19 protein-coding genes and 1 riboswitch are annotated in these 22,361 nt (G+C 40.6%); of the genes, 7 read left to right on the plus strand and 12 right to left on the minus strand.

The genetic code is table 11. The features are described from left to right. Positions 1-109 (minus strand): NAD(P)-binding protein (locus NT010_12975; GenBank protein ID MCX5806951.1); only part of this gene is annotated, 109 nt, incomplete at its 3' end. 186 nt (positions 110-295) lie between these two features. On the opposite strand from NT010_12975, the gene NT010_12980 reads away from it, so the two are divergent. After that, on the plus strand, positions 296-1,207 hold the full coding sequence (locus tag NT010_12980; GenBank protein MCX5806952.1) for a LysR family transcriptional regulator: 912 nt from the start codon (positions 296-298) through the stop codon (positions 1,205-1,207). A 236-nt stretch (positions 1,208-1,443) separates the two neighbouring features. Here the strand turns inward: NT010_12980 and NT010_12985 are convergent, their stop codons facing one another. After that, positions 1,444-1,914, minus strand: a complete 471-nt coding sequence (locus tag NT010_12985) for a chemotaxis protein CheX (protein ID MCX5806953.1) — start codon at positions 1,912-1,914, stop codon at positions 1,444-1,446. Between the two features lie 633 nt (positions 1,915-2,547). On the opposite strand from NT010_12985, the gene NT010_12990 reads away from it, so the two are divergent. Continuing rightward, positions 2,548-5,241, plus strand: a complete 2,694-nt coding sequence (locus tag NT010_12990; GenBank protein MCX5806954.1) for a UPF0182 family protein — start codon at positions 2,548-2,550, stop codon at positions 5,239-5,241. Between the two features lie 107 nt (positions 5,242-5,348). Here the strand turns inward: NT010_12990 and NT010_12995 are convergent, their stop codons facing one another. Beyond that, the gene (locus tag NT010_12995; protein MCX5806955.1) at positions 5,349-5,480 is read right to left on the minus strand and encodes a hypothetical protein; all 132 of its coding nucleotides are present in this window, start codon (positions 5,478-5,480) and stop codon (positions 5,349-5,351) included. A gap of 140 nt (positions 5,481-5,620) precedes the next feature. After that, a complete protein-coding gene (locus NT010_13000; protein ID MCX5806956.1) occupies positions 5,621-6,343 on the minus strand; it encodes an HAD family hydrolase in 723 nt (240 codons plus the stop codon). Positions 6,344-7,108: 765 nt separating this feature from the next. Between NT010_13000 and NT010_13005 the strand changes: the two genes are divergently transcribed. After that, positions 7,109-7,348, plus strand: a complete 240-nt coding sequence (locus tag NT010_13005; protein MCX5806957.1) for a DUF6364 family protein — start codon at positions 7,109-7,111, stop codon at positions 7,346-7,348. Continuing rightward, a complete protein-coding gene (locus NT010_13010; GenBank protein ID MCX5806958.1) occupies positions 7,345-7,788 on the plus strand; it encodes a PIN domain-containing protein in 444 nt (147 codons plus the stop codon). Before NT010_13005 ends, NT010_13010 begins: the two co-directional genes overlap by 4 nt. A 273-nt stretch (positions 7,789-8,061) precedes the next feature. Here the strand turns inward: NT010_13010 and NT010_13015 are convergent, their stop codons facing one another. The 7 genes from NT010_13015 to NT010_13045 all read right to left on the minus strand — a co-directional run bounded on the left by NT010_13015 (position 8,062) and on the right by NT010_13045 (position 17,260). Next, positions 8,062-9,006: a hypothetical protein gene (locus tag NT010_13015; GenBank protein MCX5806959.1), complete on the minus strand. Its 945-nt coding sequence runs from the start codon at positions 9,004-9,006 to the stop codon at positions 8,062-8,064. A gap of 926 nt (positions 9,007-9,932) precedes the next feature. After that, entirely contained in the window at positions 9,933-10,613 is a 681-nt protein-coding gene (locus tag NT010_13020; GenBank protein ID MCX5806960.1) for an ABC transporter ATP-binding protein, read from the minus strand. Further along, complete coding sequence (locus tag NT010_13025; GenBank protein MCX5806961.1) at positions 10,606-11,805, minus strand: lipoprotein-releasing ABC transporter permease subunit; 1,200 nt, start codon at positions 11,803-11,805, stop codon at positions 10,606-10,608. Before NT010_13025 ends, NT010_13020 begins: the two co-directional genes overlap by 8 nt. Before the next feature lie 58 nt (positions 11,806-11,863). Next, positions 11,864-13,327 (minus strand): lysine--tRNA ligase, encoded by a 1,464-nt coding sequence (gene lysS, locus NT010_13030; GenBank protein MCX5806962.1) that lies wholly within the window; start codon positions 13,325-13,327, stop codon positions 11,864-11,866. A gap of 108 nt (positions 13,328-13,435) precedes the next feature. Further along, positions 13,436-14,704 carry a 30S ribosomal protein S12 methylthiotransferase RimO gene (gene rimO / locus NT010_13035; protein MCX5806963.1) on the minus strand — a complete coding sequence of 423 codons (1,269 nt, stop codon included), beginning with the start codon at positions 14,702-14,704 and terminating at the stop codon, positions 13,436-13,438. A 415-nt stretch (positions 14,705-15,119) separates the two neighbouring features. Then, entirely contained in the window at positions 15,120-15,776 is a 657-nt protein-coding gene (locus NT010_13040) for a hypothetical protein (protein MCX5806964.1), read from the minus strand. Between the two features lie 163 nt (positions 15,777-15,939). After that, positions 15,940-16,040: riboswitch (cyclic di-GMP riboswitch) on the minus strand. A 116-nt stretch (positions 16,041-16,156) separates the two neighbouring features. After that, complete coding sequence (locus NT010_13045) at positions 16,157-17,260, minus strand: ATP-dependent 6-phosphofructokinase (GenBank protein MCX5806965.1); 1,104 nt, start codon at positions 17,258-17,260, stop codon at positions 16,157-16,159. Between the two features lie 191 nt (positions 17,261-17,451). Between NT010_13045 and NT010_13050 the strand changes: the two genes are divergently transcribed. After that, positions 17,452-18,717, plus strand: coding sequence for a transglycosylase SLT domain-containing protein (locus NT010_13050; protein ID MCX5806966.1), 1,266 nt, complete (start codon positions 17,452-17,454; stop codon positions 18,715-18,717). A gap of 77 nt (positions 18,718-18,794) precedes the next feature. On the opposite strand, the gene NT010_13055 is transcribed toward NT010_13050, so the two are convergent. Next, a complete protein-coding gene (locus NT010_13055) occupies positions 18,795-19,658 on the minus strand; it encodes a DUF3108 domain-containing protein (protein MCX5806967.1) in 864 nt (287 codons plus the stop codon). Between the two features lie 704 nt (positions 19,659-20,362). On the opposite strand from NT010_13055, the gene NT010_13060 reads away from it, so the two are divergent. Both NT010_13060 and NT010_13065 read left to right on the plus strand, forming a co-directional pair. Then, positions 20,363-21,541: a site-specific integrase gene (locus tag NT010_13060; GenBank protein MCX5806968.1), complete on the plus strand. Its 1,179-nt coding sequence runs from the start codon at positions 20,363-20,365 to the stop codon at positions 21,539-21,541. Between the two features lie 99 nt (positions 21,542-21,640). Beyond that, positions 21,641-22,267, plus strand: coding sequence for a hypothetical protein (locus NT010_13065; protein ID MCX5806969.1), 627 nt, complete (start codon positions 21,641-21,643; stop codon positions 22,265-22,267). Positions 22,268-22,361: the final 94 nt, after the last annotated feature.

Below are 22,361 nucleotides of genomic sequence, written 5' to 3' on the forward strand. Positions count from 1 at the left end.
TCCTTTCCAGAATAGCAATCTTCAAGCCTGCCTTTGTCAAATAACCCGCTGCGGTAAGCCCGTTAGGACCGGCGCCGATAATTATACCGTCGTATTCCAATTCTCTCATAATTCCGCCTCCTTTTTTAAAACCATTTTTGTATAAGTAGTTTCCAACTGCTTTCCTTACATGTTTGAAATTGTTAATATTATTATAGATGATAAAATAATTGTTGCAATATATATTATCTTATGAGTTGATAAGCACCCCGGATTATCTTGACCTCATCATTAAGTTGCCTGTACAATAAATACAATGAATCCCCCGAAAATTAATCTGGATCAGCTTATCACATTTTATTTTGTTGCAAGAGAAAAGAGTTTTGCTGTTGCATCAGACAAACTTTGCATTAGCCAGCCGGCGGTAACTATGCAAATTGCTGCCCTCCAGAAACGTTTCGGTGTGAAACTGATTAATGTGAAAAAAAAGAAGGTTTATTTAACCAAAACAGGTGAAGACCTCTTTTGGCAAGCCGAAGAAATATGCCTTCGGGCAATGAAAGCTGAATCCCTGCTTGAGGGCTATAGAAACAATAATCTCAGGATAGGCATCTCAGGCGCACTTACCTTGTATCTCATGCCGGTGGTTGATTATTTCAAGGAACTTCAACCTTCCATAAAAGTGACGCTAAAAGAAGGGCGGTCACTCCAACTCATTGAAGAACTGATTGATTTTCAACACGATCTATGCATTGTAGGCACTTTTGAAAATATCAACAGTCAGGTTCGAGCGTTACATATACTTGAAACCGAGAAAATGGTACTGGTGACTGCTCCACACGACCCTGTTTCAGAAAAGCAGGAGGTCATGTGGAAAGATTTGGATAAATACCCACTTATACTTCACTGTGAAGGCTCCATGGCAAGAAGACTTGTCCTGGAAGAATTCAGAAAAAGAAACATGAAACCTTCCATAAGCGCTGAAATTGACAGTATCGAAGGCATGAAGCAGTTAATAGAAAAAGGGAAGGGAGTGGGCCTCATGTTTCCTCCCAATGTGAAAGATGAAGTTGCCTTAGGGAAGATGAAGATAGTTCCAATCTGCGATGGTGACTTAAAAGCCGGGATTGATCTTGTTATTCTCAAGGACACAGACCCGTCCCCGCCTGCTAAAGCTTTCCTTGGATTGATAGAGGAGAAATTTTCCTGTGAAATAGGCCTGAGGTAATATAAAAGGTCACTCACTGACTGTTGATAAAATATTTATTTTCTGGAATTCAGATAATGCTGTTTCACAGTCTATGTGTCTGTCGGGATTGACAATATTGGTTTTCCGTCTGTTGACTGTTATAGGACTGTTTTATCCAGGGCAAATATGCTTTAAATAAATGAGTTTCCAAAAAAAGTATTAAAATACTGTATAGATATGTTGTAAGCCCCGTTAATGGTTAATCATTAATTGGTCTATTCAAATGAGAAGTCCACATGGACTGTTTCTTCACCATTGTCTGTTTGGAAATGGAACGGCAATGATACTATTGGTAGCCCACAAATAAAATTCAACTCTACATCTTTTCCTACAACAACTGTAGGAATAGCTGCTTTCAGATTAATGGACGATTTTTCAAACTCTTTCCGTGCCTGACCTGATGTTATATTGGTAATCTCTCCAATTGCGTCAATTACTTCCGGGTCTAAATCGCTATGGTCATCACCTATAAGAGTTTTGTAAACATATAGAGCGCCATTTCTTGTAAAGCTCATGCAGATCGTTCCCTTTGCATCACCGGCGAGACCCATAATTCCCGTTACCTCGGCAGATGCATTTCTGGTATTTTTGAGTATGGGCTTGTTCATTTTAAGATCTATGTTGAGCATGGTTTTGAATACAGTCGTAGTTGCTGCAACAAAGGGATTGATAAATTTAACGTCCATTTGACCTCCTAAATATAAATTATTCCCCGATTTTAGTATGTTTTTTGATAACACTTTTTATTTGTAACATCAAAAAAATATATCAATCTATTTTTATATCGCTTTTTTTCAAAAAAACTTTAACCCATATTTTATATAACTATGTGAGAAGTTTTGCTATAATGAAAATATCTGCCCGATATACGCAAGGAGGCAGCTATTGAATTGTCTCATAGGTTAAAAGGAAAAGAATTATGCATAACCACGATCACGAGCACCGGAAGCCGAATATCAAAATGTTTTTGTCCAACTTTGATGTTGATATGCCGCTTTCAAAAAAAATCTGGCTTTTCTTCAGGAACAATATGAAAAAAATATTGACTCTCAGTAGTTGCTGCGGACATCACGGTGAACCGGGATGCTGACAGCGGGATGATGAGCCCACCGGTCGGTGAGAATTCTGCTTGTATCGTGATGGTTTATTCTTTCCCTCTGCCGGAATATTTATGGTAAAATAGCCGAAAATAAATGAAAACCAGCGCTAAAGTATGTCGCGGAAATTATCAGGAAAATCATCGGGCAGGTTAAAATAAAGCTTACTGCCTGCAAACATTTATTAAATCCAATGGAATCTACTCAAGGGAGGTAGAGAGAATGACAGGAAAGGCAACCAGGATGCTCCTTATTGGAGCGGTGATTATAATTCTGCTGGCAGCATCAAGAATAACAAACTTTTATGTTGACTGGCTGTTTTTTCAGGAAGTGGCTTACGGGAATGTCTTCCTAAAAACTTTCTCTACGGAGATTTTTACCGGACTCATTTTTGGTTTAATATCCTTCATCTTTGTCCTTGCCAACATGCTCCTGGTGAGCCGGGTGCAGCACCCTTCCGTCAACATTGCCTTATCGCAACAAATAGGCATTTCATTGAACCTGGAGCCCTTGAACAGATTTTCGAAACCCTTCAGTATCCTCCTTGCAGCAATCATAGGCTTTCTCGGAGGTTCATGGGGGAGCAGCTTCTGGTCTCAAACGCTTATTTTTCTTAACAGTATAGATACGGGCATGAAAGATCCTATCCTGGGAAAGGATGTAGGTTTCTATCTTTTTAAATTCCCCTTTTATGAATTGCTCAGCGCCTATGCAGGTTTCATTATTTTTATCACACTCATTCTTGTTTTTGCGGCCTATGCAGTGAGAGGCGGATTTCTTGCGAGCAGTGCCGGTATATCCTTTTCAAAAGAAGCAAAAAGGCACATCGGCATCCTTGCCGGATTATTCCTTTTAAAGATTGCATCAGGTTTCTATCTCGACCGCTTTGATCTGCTCTATTCGACGCATGGCGTGATAGTGGGCGCCGGTTACACTGATGTATACGCCAGACTTTTTGTGCTGGGATTGCTCTCACTGCTTACCGTGATTGCCGGGATTGCCTTCATTACGGCGTTTACAAGAGAATCGTGGAAGATCACTCTCTTACCCCTTGGTCTGGTATTGCTGGTTTATATAGTTGGTATAGTTGCCTATCCGGCACTGCTCCAGAATTTTAAGGTTGCCCCAAACGAACTCGATGTTGAGAAACCATTTATAGAACACCATATAGCTTTTACAAAGTACGGATACAATCTCAACAACGTGTCTGTCAGGCCATTTAATGTTTCATACGGCCTCACTGAAAAGGATATTCAGAAGAATACCGCCACCATAAAGAACATCAGATTATGGGACGAATCACCGCTGCTCAAAACTTATAGTCAGTTGCAACAGATAAGAACGTATTACAGGTTTACGAATATCGACAACGACCGCTATATCATAGACGGTGAATACAGACAGGTAATGCTGTCAGCAAGGGAATTGTCTTATGACGATCTTCCCAGCAAATCCTGGATCAATGAAAAATTTGTCTTTACCCATGGCAACGGCATTACCATGGGGCCGGTAAGCCGTATTACACGGGAGGGACTGCCGGAGTTCATTATAAAGGATATTCCGCCTGTTTCCAGTTCTGATATAAAGATAACAACGCCTGAAATATACTTTGGCGAACTTACCGGTGACTATGCAATCGTGAATACGAAGATTCCCGAATTCAGCTACCCTACATCGGAAGGCAACATATACACTTCATATAAGGGCGCGGGAGGCGTCTCTCTTGATTCTGTGTTGAAACGTGCATTATTTGCATTGTCATTCCGAACCGCTAAAATTGTTCTTTCCTCTGATATTAAAGATGAAAGCAAGATACTTTATAACCGGAATATTGTGGAAAGGGTTCATAAGATTGCCCCCTTTCTCATGCTTGATTCAGATCCCTACATTGTAATTTCAAAGGAGGGAAAACTTTACTGGATCATGGATGCCTATACGGTATCTACCATGCTGCCTTATTCAAAACGTCTCAAGAATCATGTCAATTATATGAGAAACTCTGTAAAAATAACGGTGGATGCATACACAGGGAAGGTAGATTTCTACCTGAGCGATGCTGATGATGTGATTATAAATGTATACAACACAATTTTTCCGGGGCTCTTAAAACCCATGTCTACAATGCCGGCAGACCTGAAGGCACATATAAGGTATCCCAGGGAATTTTTCGCCATTCAGACACATATATATGCAACATATCACATGGCAGACCCGAAGGTCTTTTACAACAAGGAAGACCTGTGGCAAATACCATCCCACGCCGAAAAACCCATGGAGCCCTATTACCTGATTATGAAGCTCCCGGAGGAAAAGAAGGAGGAATATGCACTGCTTATGCCATATACGCCTTCAAAGAGAGACAATCTGGCTGCATGGTTTGCGGCAAGATGCGATGAGCCTTATTACGGGAAACTTGTGATTTACACATTTCCAAGGGACAGGCTTGTCTTTGGACCGAGGCAGATTGATGCGCGAATAGATCAGGATTCCTTTATTTCCCAGCAGCTCACACTCTGGGGACAGCGCGGTTCGCAGGTCATCAGGGGAAGCCTCCTTATTATCCCGGTTGAAACATCACTTATGTATATCCAGCCGCTTTATCTTGCAGCAGAGGACAAGGGAGGGCTTCCGGAACTAAGACGCGTCATTGTGGCATATGAGAACGATGTTGTGATGGATGAAAATCTTGAGTTATGTCTCCAGCGGCTCTTCGGAGGCAGAAAAGGTGTACCTGTTGCAGCGTCAACCGGAGCGGTGCCCCAGCCACAGAAAAAAGCTTCTGTTAACGAACTTGCAAGAGAAGCCATGAAACAGTTTGATAAGGCAAAAGAACTTCAGAAGCAGGGCGACTGGGCAGGCTATGGGGAACAGCTAAAGAAACTGGAACAGGTGCTTAAACAGATGACAAGCCAGTAAGGTTTTTCTTTCCACGTTTTTTTCTTTTTCGGTCAGCGGCATGATTGGGATATTCATCTTCGGCGCTCTGCTTCACCTTGCGATCCTCCATCGTACATTCAGTACGATTACGGCCTGCAAGGCTCACAGCCCATCCGAATCTGAAACATCCCTGCCATGCCGCTGACCACCCAAGCCTGATTCACATACACGTTTATTTGAATCAGGCGGAAATGAAGAAGGATTTCTTCATTTCCCATACTTCCTGTTACCTCCCCCTTATTATGACTTGTAAGGGCTTATCTTTGCTCAACCTTCTTATCAATTTTTCATTCAAATTTTGACAATATCCTTGATAATTTAATGGTCTTCCCTCACGTCTCTCCACTTTGTTTCCGCCCTAACTGGTAGAAATATTTATCAGTTTGGATTCAATTGTTTTTAATACCGTGTCTTCGCTGACCACTTCCAATCCGATGACTTCAGGAATGCTTATATTTGGTTTTTTTCTGGGTTTTATAAAAAGGCGGAATCTTGAGTATTCGAACAAAGGCACATCATGGTGGGTGTCTCCCATGCCCAGGATAATATCATATTTTTTCGCAAGATCAGCGGCTATCTTCTTTTTAGACTCTGTAAGCCCTGGATTTATAATAACCTTGTTTACCCAGAAGTCGGCTTTTTCCGCGATCTTTAATCCATACACCTTGCTCAATTTAAATTTCTTTCTGTACACTTCAAGAAGTAACTGGGGAGTGTTACTTACGAGAATTATCTTAATTTTATTCCTGTGTAATATTTCAAAAAGTGCCGGCGTGAAGTCGAATATTGCTTTGTCATTATCTGCGAATTGCAGGGCAAGATCCTGAGTGTCTTTGACCTTATAACCCCCAAGTCCCTCAGCATAGTTCACACCTACATCGAAGACCGCCTGGCTATAGGTTATTTTGCCGGTAAGATAATTTGAGAGTAGAGTTCTCTGGCGTTCTCCTATTTCTCTGTCAAAATTACCCCGTTCGTCCAGAAAATCGCACCACTCTGTAATTTCATATCCGGCGCGGAGTGTACCATCCCAGTCTAAAAGCGCCGCCTTTTCTTTAGTGGAATTAATAACCTTTGTCATACTTTCCTCCTAAATTAAAATAAGAGGGAACCGTGGGGTGCTCTCCCACCTTTTTCGTGGCTTATTCTCCATAGTTTTCCTTTATAAGCCCAAAGAAAAGCTAAGCCGGAGCCTGCTTTCAGGCAGATTGGCCCCAGCGATTTGTTGGAACTCCTTTGCTTCTATCGGTTTTTCCATGTTTTTGTTTTATTATATCTTCTATTACGTTTTTTGTCTTTATTCTTATCTCAAATTTTAATAAAAGGAAAACCTACCATTTTTAAGAATCTTCTTTATTTGCTTTCCTGTACTCCAAAAAAGACATTTCTAAAAATGGTTATATGCTTTCGTTCACAGTGAACGAAAAATTTACTTAATTATCTAAACCACATCCTATATTGGCTTTATAGAGATTTAACTTTTTGTTCTCACTGTGAGAACAGATGCTACAGACACTGTGTCTGTAATCGCACCAAATGATATAAAATCGATATTTTTGATCATTTTGTTCCAACGACAGAATCAGTCAGAGCAGGCCGTTTCGGCGATTGGCTCCAATGACTGGATAAGCATCCTCAAGAAACCTTATGGCCCCGGAAACAAGCAACGTTCTCATCTTAGTCAGTTCGTTTATGCCCAGTATTGGGTGTATTCTCTATTTGATAACTGCAGTGAGGCAACATAGCATTTCCGATTATTATTATTATTATGTATCTTTTCTGATTGACAGGATGTAAACGATGACGTATAATAAATTAATATAATGACGTATAAGAAGGAGGAACCATGCAGACCAAACTTACCTTACGTCTCGATGATAGCCTTATCGAACAGGCAAAAACATATGCCCATGAAAAAGGAAGATCACTGTCGCAAGTGGTTGCCGATTACTTCCGTATTCTTAAAACAGACACAATCCATACCAAAAGAACACCTCCAATAACGGCATCTCTTCATGGACTGCTCAAGGATGCTAAAGTTGATGAGAAGGATTACCGGAAATATCTTGAGGAAAAATTTCATTGAAATTACTTTTTGACACCAATATAGTGCTTGATGTTCTCATGGACAGAAAGCCTTTTGCTGATTCCGCTTCAGCCCTTTTTGCAGCGTCAGAAGAGGGTGCAATTACAGGTTATCTCTGTGGAACAACACTCACAACGATATATTATATTGTCTCAAAAGCCATGGGGTCCGAACAGGCAAAGGAGGCAATAAAAAAGCTTCTGGTCATCTTTCAGGTGGCTCTTGTAAATCGTGTTGTTATAGAGAAGGCATTGGCAAGTGATTTTAAAGATTTTGAAGATGCAGTATTGCATGCATCAGCCTGTTATGCCGGTGTAGATGCAATAGTCACACGCAATGAAGGTGATTTTAGTAAGGCAGATATTCCCATCTATTCTCCCGTTCATGCAGAGAAGATTGTAAATGAGATTGTGGGAGAGAATGAAAAAGAAGGGCAATGAGCAGATAATATTATTTAAGTTTCATCAGGTTCTTGAGTACTTGCATAAAATGACTCTTTCCAGGAGTTGATACTGCGTGGTTTTTGCCTGAAGCGCTGCTTTCTTTACGAAATGCACACTGTGTGGCTTTTTGCTAAGGTACAAAACTTCCCGTACTGAATAAAATGGATTTCTGAACAGAATGCAAGAATACAAGTGGTAATTCCTTCTGGAATGACAAATAAAAAAGGCAGAGCCATTTCTGGCACTGCCTTGATAATTGGTTATTTATGATTACTTTGTGAATTTTCTCCTGATTGCTGCGAGACCAACCAAACCGGGGCCGAAGAGCCATAATGCGCCAGGGATTGGTACGGTTGATTGCTTTTCTGTAAGTCCACTAAGTGCATCCCACGCCCATAAGTCGCTTCGGCTTAACGCTCTTACTCCCCATAGATAGCCTTCGTTAACTCCATATCCCTGTCTTGAAAGCATATCTGTAATTATACCTGTACCTACATTTGGTGAACCATCAGGATTTCTGTAATACTCTGACCCTGATTGTGTAAATATCCTGGGACTTAAGCCTTCAATAAAATCTATCGGCTGCACAGAATCACAACTGCCTGTTCCAAAATAAGTAATATTTCCCGTGCTTGGATTGACTGTTCCCATTCCTTTTGTTGTTGCAATATATACTTTACCGTCTTCAATCTTTAGGTCGTTTATTATTTCTCCTGATTGTAAGTTCAAGTCAAAACTTTGTTTTAAAGCGCCTGTTTTCATATATGTCCATATAGAATAACTATCAGCTACTGCAATATCACCAGTCATGCCTGCTGGTGGATTTATCAAATATGTGACTGCTGTTGCTGCTGAGATTGTTCTAATTAATCCGGTCATAACTAATGAATTAGGGTTACTTGCATTGTAAAATCCAACTGTTCCATATTGCCAGACTATGGCCAGCTCATTGCCGTAATTACCTGCAATTCCTACGATACCCATACCATACGGATTGGGATTCGGATTGGGATTGCTTATTGTTATTCCAGTATGAGATGCCCCCATTATAGCATCAAGGTCGGCATCATTCATTGCAGCATCTGCTCGACTTATATATGTGCCGAGAGCTAATACAGCAACTGGCAATAAAACAACAGCTTTAACTGTTCGTCCGCTTTCCTTAACATAATCCTTAACCCTGGACCATCTGCTTTGCATTAATATTCTCCCCATTTCATTGCTCCCATAAGGATATTTTGACTTTAGATTTCTATATACAGCAAATGTATAACAAAATAAGCTTTTTGTATGTAGGATATGTACTACAATTTCAGTAGGTTATGTACTACAATTATTGTAATATTTATGTGAGGATATGTCACACTTTTTATATTTTTACTTCTGACGATTCTCGGAATCCATGAACGCACTTGCTTTCAAATAGTAATTCCTGGGTGGCTTGTTCGTACAGAGTGTTTAATAGTATATGAAAGAAGAATTGTCCAGTTAAGGGCAGAAGGCGCACATTTCAATCCGAAGTCTTTGCCTCTGGAAAACTGCGAAGCTGCTTTTTCGATGGTTTTATTCTGTGTATTCTCCGAAACAGTTTCGGAAAAACTTAACAACAAGGACTGGCTTGTGTTTACGAAGGATTTTTGAATTTGCAGAAACAGTTTCTGCAAATTAAAAAGAGCTTTTAATCCGGCAGGCAATTCAAATTCACAAATATTTATGTATCAGTGTAACATCATGTTAATATTGATAAAATAGTGTTGCTAAAACTGTTTTAGCAAATGTTGTAGAAATTATGATTTTTGAGCCATTATGTACTCCTTTCATTGGGTTATTGTCAAAATTGTGAAAAGATGTTTTAAAAATTAAATCAGATAAAATATGGGGATATATAGAGTTAAAAATAAAGCCATGTGCTTTTATACCGGATTCACATAAGCGTATATGTGAATCCGGGTTGAGTGGGCAACGGCATGGCAGGGATGTTTCAGATTCGGATGGGCTGTGAGCATTGCAGGCCGAAAACGTACTGAATGTACGTTGGAGGATCGCAAGGCGAAGCAGAGCGCCGAAGATGGACATCACAATCATGCCGTTGACCGATCAAAGAGAAAACTGAAAAAAACAAAAATCAATAAAATACAATTTCAGAGCTGGAAGAGTTCCCCGTCAACCATATTAAACTTTCTTGTTCCGATGGAGCCTATTTCCGGGTCATGAGTGACGAGAACAAGGGTGGATGAAAGCCTTTCATTTATTGAAAGTATGTAATTAAGGACCTCGCGGCCTGTTTTCCTGTCAAGGTTGCCTGTCGGCTCGTCTGCAAGAATCAGTTCCGGTTCATTCACAAGAGCTCTTGCAATGGCAACCCTTTGCTGCTCTCCGCCTGACAATTCTCCGGGTCGATGATTTTTTCTGTTTGTAAGACCCATAATTTCAAGAAAGGCTTCTGCCTTCTTTAATGCCTCCGCCTCGTTTATCCGGCGTATCATAAGAGGGATCATAATATTTTCAATGACATTGAAATCCTGCAGCAGATGATAGAACTGAAATACAAAGCCCACCTTCTCATTTCTGAAGATGCCCGACTCTTCTTCGTTAAATTCATGTACATTCCGGCCTCTGAAAATTATCTCACCTTCGGTGGGTGCGTCCAGGGTGCCCAATATATGGAGGAATGTGCTTTTACCTGCACCTGAAGGCCCCATAATCGTAATAAAATCCCTCTGCTGTATGGTAAGGTCAATACCCTTAAGAACATTGACTTCCAGACCGTTCTTGTCGAATCTTTTTTTCAGTCCGGATACGCTCATAATGGTCTCATTCATATCTCAGAGCCTCCACAGGATCGATTTTTGAGGCCTTGTATGAGGGATAAAGCGTTGACAGGGTACAGATGATCATGGTTGTTGATGCAATGAGAATAACATCCAAAATACTTATCATCATGGGCAGCGTGGTTATATAATAAACATCCGGCGATAGTTTAATAATTTGAAATCTACTTTGAATTTCACACAGCATATAGCCGCTGAATGAGCCTATCAGAGCGCCCACAACACCTATGGCAATGCCCTCTACCATAAATATTTTCATGATGCTTTTCTTTCTTGCTCCCATGGCTTTCAGGATTGCGATATCTTTTTTCTTTTCCTTTACAGTCATAACAAGAGAGCTGATTATATTGAAGCTTGCCACTAAAATTACCAGTGCGAGTATGATAAACATGGCAATTTTTTCAAGTTTCAATGCTGAAAAGAGATTCTTGTTCATCTCGATCCATGTCCTGCCAAAATACCCGAACCCGAGCCGTTTACCTATCTCTTTTCTGATTTCATCTGCCTGGTATACATCTTTCAGTTTTATTTCTATACCTGTTACTCCTGCACCAATTATGTTTTCCACATCTTTCAACGGCATAATAATGAGGGTGTTGTCAATCTCGTACATGCCGGTCTCGAATATGCCGCCTACCTTGACCCTGACCGTCTCAGGAATGGCGCCCATAGGTGAGACGCCGCCAAAAGGAACCATAACCGAAAATGTATCGCCTGACAGTAAGCCCATATGCTTTGCCAGTTCCTTGCCTATAAGGACGCTCCCATTTTTATTAAGGGCACTTATGCTGCCTTCCTTCAGTAGATTTCCCATGAACTTTACATCTTCGGCATTCAAACCCTTAACAATAACACCCGATAGCTGCCTGCCGGCCTGAACCATGGCCTGGAATGACACAAAAGGAAAGGCCTGAGTGACTCCGTCTATCCCTTTGATAGTGCTTACAAGTTTCGCCGGTTCCTGTATGTCTTTGTCAATACTCATTACGAGGATATGCGGGTTTATGCCGAGTATACGTTCCCTGATCTCATTCTGAAATCCTGTCATAACGGCAATCACGAGAATTAAAGCTAAAACGCCGATTGCGATGCCGACAACGGAAATCCAGGTGGTTAAGGATATGAAGGCCTCTTTTCTTTTGGAACGCAGGTATCGTAAACCTATAGAAGTTTCGTATTTCATGACAGTCCAGTGAATAGTGAATCGTGAATAATGAACAGCATCAATATACCGGGGTCCCTCAAGGTTTCAGCAACGGAAAGAAAATTACTTCCCTGATAGAAGGTGAATCTGTAAGGACCATGGTAAGCCTGTCAATCCCGATGCCTTCACCTGCTGTCGGCGGCAGACCATATTCAAGAGCTGTTATATATTCCTCATCCATCATTGCGCCTTCTTCCTTTTCCCGGATCTGTTCTTCAAAGCGCGCTCTCTGGTCTTCAGGATCATTCAACTCGTTGAAGCCGTTTGCTATCTCCATGCCGTTAATATACATTTCAAACCTTTCTGTGAGATGAGGGTTTTCTTTGTTTCTCTTTGCAAGCGGTGATACTTCGACAGGGTAGCGTGTGATAAAAGTCGGCTGTATCAATTGCTTCTCACAGAGTTCTTCAAAAATCTTTGTGATAAGCTTCCCTTTGGTCTCTTTTTCAGCTCCTTCTATCTCCAGTTCTTTTGCGTACGAAGCAAGCCATCCCATATCGTCCAACCGGGCAAGATCAAATCCTCCCAAATCGCGTAATGCTTCCTCCATGGTCATCTTTCTCCAGGGCGGCGAAAAATCTATTTCCTGACCGCTGTATGTAACTTTATAGCTATTGAAAAGCTCATGTACCAGAGACGATACCATATCCTCTGTAAAGGCCATAAGGTCTTCATAGGTGGAGTATGCCTGATAGAATTCTAGCATGGTGAATTCCGGGTTATGCCGGACTGAAATACCTTCATTCCTGAAATTCCTGTTTATCTCAAAAACCCGTTCAAATCCCCCTACGACAAGTCTTTTTAAATACAATTCCGGTGCAACCCTGAGGTAAAGTTCCATATTAAGTGCGTTGTGATGGGTAATAAATGGCTTAGCCACTGCGCCGCCTGCGATGGCATGCATCATAGGTGTTTCCACCTCAACAAAATCTTTCTTTATGAAATAGTTCCTTATAAATTCTATTATTTTTGCCCTTTTTGTAAAAACATCCTTGGCACGCTCATTGACGATAAGGTCGAGGTACCTCTTTCTGTACCGCTCTTCCACATCCTTCAGTCCATGCCATTTTTCAGGCAAAGGGCGGAGTGATTTCGTGAGAAGCTTTATGTTTTCTGCGAGGATTGTTAATTCTCCGGTCTTGGTTCTGAATAACCTGCCGTCAACGCCTACAATATCGCATATGTCAAACTTCTTAAAAATACCGTATTCTGGAGACTTGAGCATATCCTTTCTCACATATGCCTGGATTTTACCCTTTCTGTCCTGGATGTGGATAAAGCTGCTCTTGCCGAAATCCCTGAAGGCCATGACTCTGCCAGCAACACAGACATGTTCTTCAACCTTTTCAAGGTCGTCATGCGAAATCTCGCCGAACTTTTTTTCAATATCCTCTGTGGTGATGTAAGGACCGTTGTCCTGAGGATATGTTTCTATACCGGCATCCCTTAAAGCTTTCTCTTTTTCTTTCCTGACGACAATTAATTCATTAATAGGTTCCATCTATGTTCTCCTTAGTATCAAAGCAATCAAATATTTATTTTTTTTGTACCTTGCCAAAAATAAAGATTTGATTGCTATTTGTCTCTGCTTGGCCTGCCAATAGCAGGCCTATAATTCTACTATAACATCATAATCGAGGGTTTTCACTATTTTACCTTCTCTTATCTCACCGATATTGCATGGTCCTTTAATAAAAACCATGCCGTCTATATCAGGTGCCTGGGTTAGTAGCCTTCCAGCCATATATCCCCCTTCTTTTCCCTCAACGATTACCTGCACGTTTTTTCCGATAAGACTTTTCAATCTTTCTTTTGAAATATCCTTTTGCATGGCCATGATTGTATTGTGTCTTTCCTGTTTGATTCCTTTTCTCAGGTGTCCCTTAAATCTTGCAGCTTTTGTGCCTTCCTCTTTAGAATACATAAATGCCCCGAGCATGTCGAATTCACACGTTTTTATAAAATCACAGAGATTTGAAAACTCATCCTCTGTTTCACCAGGAAAGCCCACAATTACGGTAGTTCTCAATACGGCGTCAGGGATGTTCTCCCTTATATCTCTGAAGAGCATTTCAAGGTAGTTTTTATTATATCCCCTTCCCATCCGGTTAAGAATATTGTCTTCCGAATGCTGGATAGGTATATCCATATATTTGATAATCCTGTCTTCTCTGCTTATGAGGTCTAATAAATCTTTATTTATTCCTTTAGGGTGCATATATAGGAGTCTGAGAAAATAATCCCCCTTTACCGTGAGAAGGTAAGACAACAATTTCTGCAAATCATGGCCGTCATTTTTCCCATAAGAGGTAATATCCTGGCCGATTATGTTTATTTCTTTAAAACCTTCTGCCAGAAGCCATTCAAGTTCATCCCTGATACTTTCCATACTTCTGCTCCGCAGACTTCCCCGTATATCCGGCACAGTGCAATAACTGCACCTGTTGTCGCAGCCTTCCTGAATTTTCAAGTAGGCTGTTGGTTTGGCTGTGAGAATTTTCCTGGGAAAACTCTCAGAAAAATTGCCTTTTCTCTGAAAAAACCCGTTTTTATCAATCAGCGTCCCGATCTCATCATAGAAATTCCTGCCTATGAAAAGATCTGCTTCGGGAAGCAATGCCCGTAATTTTTCTCCGTAACGCTCAACAAGACAGCCTGTAACTACCAGCTTTTTCTTATGGCCCTCCCGGTTAATTGTTTCTTCGAGGATCGTTTCAATGGATTCCTTTGCTGCATCTGCAATAAATGCACAGGTATTGATAATGACAGTATCGCACTGTTCTGAAAGTTCATTTCCTTTTTTTTCAAGACTTGCTGTAATATATTCCGATTCTACGAGGTTCTTAGGGCAGCCAAGGCTGATAATTTTAAATCGCACTGTATAATCCCTCCATTTTTTAACGCATTAAATCTACAACACTTTGAGCATTAAGTAAATCGGCAAGAAATTTTGGTAGTGGGTCAGTTTGGATATGACAAAATCATTTTTCATTAAAAAATTGGAACGGCATGAGCTGTGTTTTGAATTACAGTGGCTGCCGACGGTTACTATTGACACAAGGGATAGATATGATTTTTTGGCTTAATATCAAAATCCAGGGTCTGAAATTGCTTTTTACTGCTTTAATAACACAATGCGGAAAATTCAGGTTTCTTCACTTCGCCGGACAAAGACATGTCCGGCGAAAAGTTATGAAACAAGCCGTTGACCGGTAAAAAGAAAATCATAAAGCAAAACAGTATAAACAAGGCAGAGCCGTTTCTGACTCTGCCTTTTTATTGCTGACTTATTTTCACAAATACTTTTTCTTAAGCCCCATAAGACCAAGAAAACCTGGGGCAAGAAGCCAGATTGCGCCGGGAATGGGTACGCTGGTAGTAGCTATTTGTGTAAGGTAAAATTCAGAGCCATAAGGGGCATTAACCGAAAAATTAAAAGTTACCGTTTCTCCTGGGTGTACCGACTCCCGAGGCCATGGTGGAATGAAATAAGGAAAGAATTGAAGTTCATTGTCTATGCCACCATTATCTCTAAAACTCCAGCCAACGAAGTGGTCGCTATTGGCACCCGTGTAGACGTATTCTACCCCTTGCGGTTTAATTATGAAATGGTAATCAGACCAGGTATAGGGTGTTGTATTTGTAACTATAAATGTCATGTTAAAGTTTGAACCTTCCCCCGGCCCAAGAGTAATTTTTTTGTCAAAAAAACCGCCATAGGGATCAACAAGGGCGTAGCCGTCATGAGATGGGTATGGAATTATTTGACGGTACTCGTTGTAATCTTCAGTAACGGTAAAGTAATTTGTACCTGGAACATATCCATATCCTGATATAGAATTCCAGTCGTTGGAATTCAAATCCACAATTGTAGCAGCCTGAATTGGCATAGTAAAACCAAAGATGAGTACCAGAGCTAAAATTATAGCTTTTACGTATTTAAATTTCATAGCTTAAACCTCCCTTGATTATTTTTATTCATTTTTCAATCCCCTTAAAGCTGCTGTGTTTAACCCGGCACCTAAGGTAGCTTGACTGATGAATATTAAGGAGGTCAAAATCTCCAAACTATCTTATTTCTTTATATATTTCCTTCAACCATTTATATTATTGTCTGGCGGCTCGGCTGTCTTTCTGATGAACAAGGTGGGCGATTAAATTAAGACCCGTTAGCTTTCCGTCCCATTCTCACGGATGGTTTGGCTTTTTTCAGGCTTATATTACAAAATATAACATATAATATTTATTTGTCTGTAGGACAATTACGACAATTAGTGTAGGACAATTACGACAATTTTTTGTAACCAGGCTGCTGTATTTCTATATTTATCTACAGTATTGATCTGCGTCCGTTATACCTTTCAATATCGTAAAACTTATTAACGTCAACAAGCTTTAGTTTATGTATAATCTCTTTCATCGGAACACTCGTGATCTGACCGCGCGAAAGAGCTACCATGCGTCCGAAATCCTCGTTGACTACCATATCAACCGCTGCAATACCAAACCGCCTTGCCATCAAACGATCATGTGCTGAAGGTGTTCCTCCGCGTTGCAAGTAACTCAAGGCGATTGGGCGTGATACGAATCCTGTCCTTTTTTCTATTTCATCGGAAACATAATTTGCTATGCCTCCAAGCGAGGGATGTCCGAATTCATCTACCTTGCCGTCTCGAAGAAATTCATGTTGTCCTGAAGGCATTGCACCTTCGGAAACGACAATAATTGAATAGTTTATTTCCCGCCCTCTTCGTTCACTGAGGAGTTCACATACACGGTTCATATCAAAAAGATATTCCGGTATTAAAATGATATATGCACCGCTGCATTCACCACCATGCAGGGCGAGCCACCCGGCATGTCGCCCCATTGTTTCGACAACAAATATACGGCCATGAGAACCGGCTGTAGTCCTCAACCGGTCTATTTCCTCCATAATTACATTGACAGCAGTATCAAAACCGAGAGAATAGTCGGTTCCTGTGAGATCATTATCAATAGTCTTTGGAATGCCTACTGTCTTGATGCCCAGTTTGTACAATTTATAGGCAACTCCAAGTGTATCTTCTCCGCCAATTGCTACAACTATGTCTATCCCGAGCTTTTTAATATTATCAATTACTTTTTCAGAACGGTCATTATTCGGATTAAAGGGGTTTGTCCTTGAGGTGCCGAGGTTTGTTCCCCCATAACGGTCCCATCTTCTAACATTTTCTTCATCAAGATGCTTCAGGTATCTTTCGCAGCTTTTAGGATCGTCAGGATCAACTTCTACCAAACCTTTCCAGCCGTTGGCAATGCCGATAACTTCAAAAGAAACAGACCGCTTATCAACAAGTCTCGGATCAAGAGCACTTTTTGTTACCCATTTTACTGCACCATTAAGACCGGGACAATCTCCTCCACCTGTCAAAACACCAATTTTAAGTTTCATAACTCAATTTTCCCTTCATTAAAAAAAGTTTCCTTAAGATCGAAATAAGGTAATCTTTTATAAGCGTTAATACTCATATTGACACGTCAATCAAGGCGTGTCAATGAAAATAAGTTTGCAAAAAGGCGTGATTTATATTATTAGTTTGCTGCAAAGAATGTATGTATAAATCGTTTTAAAGGAAGAATTTTTTGGAAAATCAGATAAAAAAATTCTATTTATCAATATTTTTATGCCTCTTCATAACAGTTTGTTTTATCTTTTTATCTTTTTTTCCTTTAGCTGCAGATGAGGCCGAAGTTGATGAAGATGATATTGCGGAAGTAAATATAGAAGATTCTATTGAATTTGAACCTCCATCGGAAACACACGAAATTATAAATTTTAATATATTTGACGATATAGCGAGAGCAAAAGAAATGCTTGGAAACATGACCAGCGGGTTTAAAGTTGTAAAAATTACCAAAACTGAAAAGATAAAAAATCCGGTAAAAGGAAAAAAATCGAAAAAGGGGCGTAAAGGAAAAGAGAGAAAAAAAGTAGCAAAGGTCAGAAAAAGTATTAGAAACGAATTAGGTAATTTTACCATTCTTCTTGCCGTCGAGAATCTGAAAAACAGAGATATCCAGGTTGTCAAAGTTCATCCAAAGCTCGGCGCAAAAACTGAGAGTGTTATCATAGAACCCGGCAAATCAAACGGCGTCAATACTAAGTTTACTATTGTGTACCCGGAACACCACATTGTGCTGGCCATTAGAAGACCGGTAAGGCACGGAACAACTTTTAAAGAGGTTGTCTATACACCTTATTCTGAGAATCTTGACATCCCCGATGTGAGAAAGGCAGGCCTGGAATACTTGAAAAATGTTCTTAACAAGGCAAAGAATGATCTTATCGTGAGGGGAGTGAGGCCATTATCAAGTGATAAATTTATTGATGATGATGTTTCCCTTACATTGGCAATTATTGAACATATAGACCCTCAAAAATTCGAAAGCGGAAAGTATACAACGGAAAGGCTTATCCATGAAACGCTCGTTATCATGGGTACGAATAAAGAGAGCGCTTACCGTTACTCGGCATCAAAGGCAGGAGCAAGAGGACTCTTCCAGTTTATTCCTGATACATACAAGAGAATCGCACGCCTGTACCCTCGGGCACGTTTGGAAAATGATTTTATTCACGGTATGGAAGATCATGAAAACGCTGCAAAGGCATCATTTCTGCTTTTTGATGCTGATATGCGCGCGCTTAACAATGGAAGAAAAGATTACCTGATGAACGATCCCCACGCTTTGGGGAAATTCCTTGCTTCTGCATATAACTGCGGAGCAGGAAGGACAAAAGGTGCCATGGACAGACACAGCGGAAACTGGTGTTCAGGTGTGCCGGCAGAAACACAGATTTATCTTAAGAAATATGACGTAGTCTGGGAATGGCTGCACCGTCAACCATAGATATTAACCACAATTTGGTATCAAATTCGTAATGTTTTGCCATAATTAACCTTTCAATTAATCAAACCGGGGGAATATCAGGGTTTAACCCTTTTTATAAGGGTCCCGTGCACATCCCCAAAGAGAAAGACATCCTCCATAATGCCCTCAACCGGGTAGAGTTCTTTGGCAAGCCACCCTTTGATGAGCCCTTTCTCGGACTGAAGAACCTCAGGGTCCATATTAAGCTCAATGCGGTATTCGCTCCCGTCAAGCACAGAATCACGCTCTCTTATGCGGTCCTCTTCTGTTTTTGAAGCGATCTTCACATCATAAGCGGTAACAGTTTCCTTCGGGAAGACCGGTATACGATAGGCCTTTCCTCTCTCTGCAGTACCGTAGACGCCATACCGGAAATTGTAAGAAGCGGTAAGGAAGTCATTGTAGTCCTGGTCCCCTGCAATTTCATGTTCAATTGTACTCGTAGCGCCGCTTACACGCACACTTCGTTCGACCCATTTCCGGTTTTTATGGTCGAAGGTGTGGGTGCGCATCCTTGAATCTTTTCCAATCTTAACCCGCTCCTCAAAGGAGAGCGACCTAAGGCGGCTGCCTTCGTCAAGTTCCTCCATGACGGCGCGATATGTGTCTGTGCGATAGCGGGTTATAAATCCGGTAAAGCCCACGGTCTCTCCCTGCAGGGTGGATATATACTGCCCCTTCTCCGGGCCGCGGGCAAAAGTCATCTTCACCACAGCGACCTTGCGGAGAAACCAGAAGGCAATGTTGTAATGAAGTTCTTCGCCGGCAAATGTTTCACCAATATGTTTTTTTTGGGTAGTCTGGCCGCTTACCGGGGTTTGGGCAAATACCATAGACCGGTAAAGAGGCAACCCGGCAATAAATGGCAACCCGGCCAGCAGTCTAAGAAAGTATCTTCGTGTGATTGTGCCGTTCATCATGGTTTCTCCTAACTGTTTATGGTGCTGCAAACTTCTTTTTAGCCACGTATTGTCTAATCCACAGGTACTTTCAAAGCAGTGTTTTTTAAAACCGCAGATCATTACAGAAAGAATAAATACTGTCTGCACATAAAATAAATTGTATCGCCATTATTGTCATGTGAGTCCAAAGGGAAGAAGTCGAAAATTTCATAGTTGCTCCCTGCATCTGCATTAGTATATCATCTTCAAGAATATCAATGAAATATAAAAAGGAAAATGTGTGTGGACGGAGGAACATTCTTCAATAGGGATGAGTTTATCTACAAAGATGCTGCATTCTTGTATGAAGGGTGTCTGCTTTTTTTTGGGGAAAAACGCTTTTGGGTTTCAAGAGGTTAATTTAAGTATGCTGATATGGCCGCAGTGGAGTAGCCCCAGTTTTTAGCCGGACGCTGATATAACCAAAATAAAATGTAAGTTATTTATTTAGAAAGTGCGCCCAGCAGGAGTCGAACCTGCAACCTTTGGATTCGTAGTCCATTAATATATATATTCAATGTATTTTCACAAAGTATCACTTGACATCATTAGTGTATTAATTATAATATATTACATGATATTTACAGCATTTAACAACAGTTATAAATTCACTCAAAATCACAGTAAATATTTTTCAGGGGTAGCATGGGGGGTAGCACGAGAAAAGTCTATGGAGGTATATTTTGAAGAAACCTAAGAAAGAATATTCCGACAATACAAAGAGACAGGCGACGCAATATCCGGGAGTATATCAACGGCGATCTGAAAAGACTCATGGTATGATGGATACCTGCTTTGACATCTCTTATAAGAAAGACGGAAAAAAGACATGGGAAAAGGTGGGCTGGGCTTCCGATGGTTACACGTCAAAACTGGCTGCTCAGGTAAGGGCTGATAGAATCCGAAGATTACAGCATGGCGAAGAACTCCCACAGGAAAAACCAAAGGCTCCATTATTGGGTGATGTAGCTAAGAAGTACCTTGAATGGGTGCAACAAAACAGAGCTAATAAGGGCAGAGACATAGTTAATAGATATGCACTTCATATTAAGCCACGTTTTGAGAAAAAGCGCATGGATGAGATAACCCCTTTCGCACTGGAAAAAATGAAGATAGAGCTTCAAAAGCAGGGTTATGCAGGACAATCTGTTAAGCATTGCCTGGTGATGGTAAGAGAGATTTTTAATAAAGCTATACAATGGAATTTATGGCAAGGTGATAACCCTGTTTCAAAAATAAAGATGCCTGCGATACAAAACCAAAGAGAGCGTTTTTTATCTTATGATGAAGCGGATATGCTTTTCACGGAATTAAAGAAAGTATCGGACGTATTACACAATATCGCATTAATGGCATTGCACACTGGCATGAGGGCAGGGGAAGTATTTAGCTTAAGGTGGTACGATATAGATTTCAAAAACGATCTTATAACGGTCCGTGATCCGAAAAACAAAAATAGGCGGACTGCATTTTTAACAGGAACGATTAAGGGTATGTTGCAGTCTATCCCGGAAGGGAACCCAGAAGAATATATTTTTAAAAATAAGAGACATGGCGGGAAAATCAATGAAGTATCTAATGCTTTTTCAAAAGTTGTTGATACAATAGGGCTCAACAAGGGGATTGAGGATGCACGGCAGAAAATAACTTTCCATTCGTTACGTCATACGTTCTGTTCCTGGCTTGCATTGCAGGGTGAAAGCATCATGACTATCCGTGATCTGGCAGGGCACAAGTCAATTTCGATGACAATGCGTTATAGTCATTTAATACCAGATGAAAAGAGAAAGGCAGCTGCACGACTTGAAGCAGCATTCAATCAGAGCAAGGAAAGCAATATCATACAGTTAAACGAAACATAGCAGCATACACAGGGGATAGGGTAGCTCCCGAAAAGTGCTATCTCCGGCACCTTCCCCTTTTGTAATATAGGAGAAAATCCACTAAGGAGAGGTGACTGCATGGACAAACTCAACCAACAAATGTCTTTTCCAGACGAAATCAATAAAGACAAATTGATAGAATATGTGGGCGAATGGACTTATACATGGCCTTTTATAAGGAAGATCATTCTTTATAAAGCCATCAAAAGATACGAAGACACAGAAGAGTATTGTATTATTTTTTTGGTTAATGATATAAAACTTGCACGTACCGATACCTCATACCCATATGATGATATGCTCCCGATACGGGACGATTTACATAAATGCTTAAAAAAAACTGTGTACTGGCATATCTGTTCTGTAGACAATGAGGACTTAACAGTTGATCCTATCTGTCAATCCATAAGAGTTGATAAGTATTGGACGCTATATCAGCGTATTGACAATACTGTCTCTACCGAGGAGAAAGAGCGCGAGAATGCTCGAAAAAATAAACTCAGCGAGATAGACAATGCTATCCTCCGTTATGTTTTGAAACGACAGAAGAAAAACCCACGTTTATCAATCCCAGATATTGCAAAAGCTATACTGATATCTCAAGAGGACTTCTTGTATTCAATGAAAACTGATGGGACGCTGCCAAAACAGGAAACCCTGGAAAAGCGTATCAGGACCATGCTACAACTGCACAACAAAAAATAGATTTCTGCATGAATACTCAGTAATATTTTTTTTATTAAATAATAACAGTAAGATATAAGCCACTTTCTGCATGGTATAACTTTTCCTGCATTTG

It is taken from the genome of Pseudomonadota bacterium (assembly GCA_026388275.1).
Classification (GTDB): Bacteria; Desulfobacterota; Syntrophorhabdia; order Syntrophorhabdales; family Syntrophorhabdaceae; genus JAPLKB01.